General features: G+C 60.2%; 3 protein-coding genes and 1 pseudogene. 1 reads left to right on the top strand and 3 read right to left on the bottom strand.

Annotation, left to right across the window (positions count from 1 at the left end):
• The 3 genes and pseudogenes from QOC89_RS20575 to QOC89_RS20565 all read right to left on the bottom strand — a co-directional run.
• A pseudogene (locus QOC89_RS20575) lies at positions 1 to 184 on the bottom strand (hypothetical protein); the annotation flags it as partial.
• A gap of 605 nt (positions 185 to 789) precedes the next feature.
• Positions 790 to 1188, bottom strand: coding sequence for a fimbrial protein (locus tag QOC89_RS20570; RefSeq protein ID WP_323046704.1), 399 nt, complete (start codon positions 1186 to 1188; stop codon positions 790 to 792).
• Positions 1189 to 1612: 424 nt separating this feature from the next.
• Positions 1613 to 2383, bottom strand: coding sequence for a LysR substrate-binding domain-containing protein (locus QOC89_RS20565; RefSeq protein WP_323046703.1), 771 nt, complete (start codon positions 2381 to 2383; stop codon positions 1613 to 1615).
• Positions 2384 to 2539: 156 nt separating this feature from the next.
• Between QOC89_RS20565 and QOC89_RS20560 the strand changes: the two genes are divergently transcribed.
• On the top strand, positions 2540 to 3100 hold a 561-nt coding region (locus tag QOC89_RS20560), incomplete at its 3' end, for a CoA-binding protein (RefSeq protein ID WP_323046702.1).

Raw genomic sequence — 3100 nt, 5'->3', positions numbered from 1 at the left:
GTCGTCTTTCGTCACTGGTAATAGCAGGATTCCTACACATTGAAGAGCCAAGTGTGATCAACGTATTGAGTTGGCTCAACTGCCGGTCACAAAGGCTGAATGCCGAAAGTGCAAGCTTTTCGTATTGAAGTGCGTCGACAGGCGGGCGTGAATCGGGTTGAGATTGTTTTGTGGATTTGCTCATGATGCGATCTCCCTGATACATCTCGGATCGCCCGACACTCGTTTTTTAAGCGGGTGAGCGGGCACGAAGCGGGTTTGGAAGACCGGGTCAGAAACAAACCGGCGAGCCTTGCGGCTCCCCCACCACGGCCCGCCCATTGGAATATAGACGTGCAGCGGTAGACGCACGCCCCGCGTGAGCGGGTGTGCGGTTTCTGACTCAGGCTTCCATTCCTGACCGCCGGGTGTTTCCCGAAGGCTTGATGATTATAAATGAGGGAGGCTCGGCGATGGTCGCCTGTTCAAGCTCAAGCGCCAGTTTTGGCCGTTCGGACAAAGCCAGGCTAGGGGACAGTCGCATGCTGGCGATGTCGATCGGACAATTCGTTCTAATCTGCGGAGGCGGTCCCGCTCTTGCAGATCGTTGCGATATGTTGCATTCGTCGTCCTGTCCTCGAAGTCCCTTTCCCTTTCGTTTCACCAAACACGCGGAGTATGTCCACGCTTTGCGAAAACCGGCATCGCAACGACTACGCGAATGCCGGTCAGTGTCCCGTTGTATTCGACGACAGAATGGACATTGGGACTACCGTGTCCTACGCACGGCGATCGCGTGCGATCCCAGCACTACTGATAAGACATGGTGAACGTGGCAAGCGCTTTGACCGTTCCGGCAGAGACCGGGGCAGTGCTCACATATCGAGCAGTCAAAGGCAATTGCAGCGTCCCATTTGGCGAGTCACCGATCAACCACTGGTTTGTATTTCCGGCAGCGGCTGAATCCGCCCCGAACAACACCGGCGAGCCGTTTCTCAGCACCTGAATGCCAATGCCTTTCGCCGTCGAGTCGGCAGTGAGCTGCAGTGTGTCGCTTCGATTGGCCGGGTAGACGTTATCGGTGAGTGTGATCGACACCTTGGCACCGGCTGAACAATTGAACGATAGCGAGAATGGTTGCGACCCCGCGATCGAGCCGACCCTGGATGAGAACGCTCCGGTGCTGACAGTCGGAAGCGTAACGGCCACACTCGCTTGAGTCACTGGCGTGACGGGCGAAGGAGCTTCTCGACGCGGGTCTGGCGGCAGATATAGTTGGAGTCGGGTTCGCTCCGGAAAAGCTCGGACTTAATCATGTGTATTCACCTCAGTGACTCGCAAACGGCCGGCGGGAGGCCACGAGCGCCGGACGTTCCGTCAGGCTGCATTTGCAACACTTCACATGATCGCGGGACGACATCTCAGCAAACATCGGAAAATTCTTAATATCCAAGGAAAAGTCCTACAGACGGCGCGTGAAATCCGATGCGGCGATGCCGTGAGGGGGAAGGGAGGGCAGAAATAGAGAACGCGGAAAAGTGAGAGATTCACGTACGGACCGTCCCCACTTGTTAAATATCACTGGCACTACAACGCGGAGCGAGGCCATGCGATTGCCGCCTGGAAATTCCCCTCACTCCATTTTCAAAACTTCTTCCCGCATCCAATCAGCAAACGCTTGCACATGTTCAAGCGCCGCGTGGCGTTGCGCCACGTCGAGCCAGTACCCATAAGGCCCGGCCGCCTCAACATCCGAAAACCGCGTGAGACTCCCATCCGCCAGTTCTTCGACGATCATGTTCCGATCGACCACCGCCAGCCCCGCGCCTTTCCGCGCCGCGCGAATCGCCTGCTCCAGCGTCGAAAACTCAATCCCGTTCTCCGCATAACGCGCCGGCAAACGCGCCTTCGCCAGCCAGTTCGGCCATAGATCCAGCCGCGCATCGTTATGCAACACGTGCAGCGCGGGCAAATGCTCAAGCAGCATATCGAGCGATTCGCTGAGCAGACGCGGTGCGCCAACCAACACATGTCGCTCGGTCATCAGCAATTCGGAATGCGCACCCCCTAGCGCATCGCGGCCGAAGCGGATGTTGCAGTGACAGTCTTCCGTGGGCGACGTACGTACCGACAGTTCGACGTCGGGCATTTCGTCCCCGAGCGAACCGAGTCGCGGCGAAAACCACTGCGTCGCAAAAGTAGGCGGCACGGCGACGACGAGACGCCGCCGTCCTTTGGTCGTGGTGAGCTGACGAAAGCCGCGCTCGATCGTGTCGAAGGCATCGGAAAGGCAAGGCAGGAATTGCAGCCCGGCCGGCGTCAACCGGATGCCCTTGTGATCGCGCTCGAACAGCTTCGCGCCAAGCGATTCCTCGAGCAACGCGTCGATATTTTGCCTAAGCACGCAAAAAATATTCTGGCGCACGTTGGCACTTCGTCAAAGCGATCTCATGTCCCCCAAGCTGCAAATTCACAACCGCCGCGCGAGCCCTCGACATCGCCTATCCTGACGAGACGCGCGCCCGCCTCCAGGCGCGTTTCCTCACCATGCGGAGCGCCCGTGACCGTTCGCAATCTCGATGCCTTGTTCCGACCCAAGTCCGTCGCCGTGATCGGCGCTTCCGAGCGGCCCGGCAGCACGGGCGCGATGGTGTGGGCGCGCGTGCTCGAAGGCGGTTTCGACGGCCCTGTCTGGCCGGTCAATCCCAAATACAACACGCTTGCCGGCCACCCGGTGATCAACGATGCCGGCGACCTGCCGCAGGCGCCAAGCGTCGCGGTGATCTGTACGCCGCCGGATACGTGGCCTGGCATCATCCATAAACTCGGCGGCCTGGGCACGCGCGCGGCGATTATCGTCGGCGAGGTGCGCAGCGATGACGATCGCCGGCATCTGCGGCACGCGCTCTCGGCGGCGCGGCCGAATCTGTTGCGCATCGTCGGGCCGGGCAGTCTCGGGGTGGTGTCGCCGGCGTTTCATGCGCACTTCGGCGCGCCGTCGTGCACGGTGAAGCCGGGCGGCGTGGCGTGGGTGTCGCAGTCGAATGCGCTGACCAACGCGGTGCTCGGTTGGGCGCATGCGCGTGGGCTCGGTTTTTCGCACGCCGTGGCGCTGGGCGGC

Origin of the sequence: Paraburkholderia sp. (assembly GCF_034668105.1) — a bacterium.
In the GTDB taxonomy this organism is placed as follows: Bacteria; Pseudomonadota; Gammaproteobacteria; order Burkholderiales; family Burkholderiaceae; genus Paraburkholderia.
The sequence above is the reverse complement of the archived record's forward strand: the minus strand, read 5'-3'. Positions and strand labels throughout refer to the sequence as shown.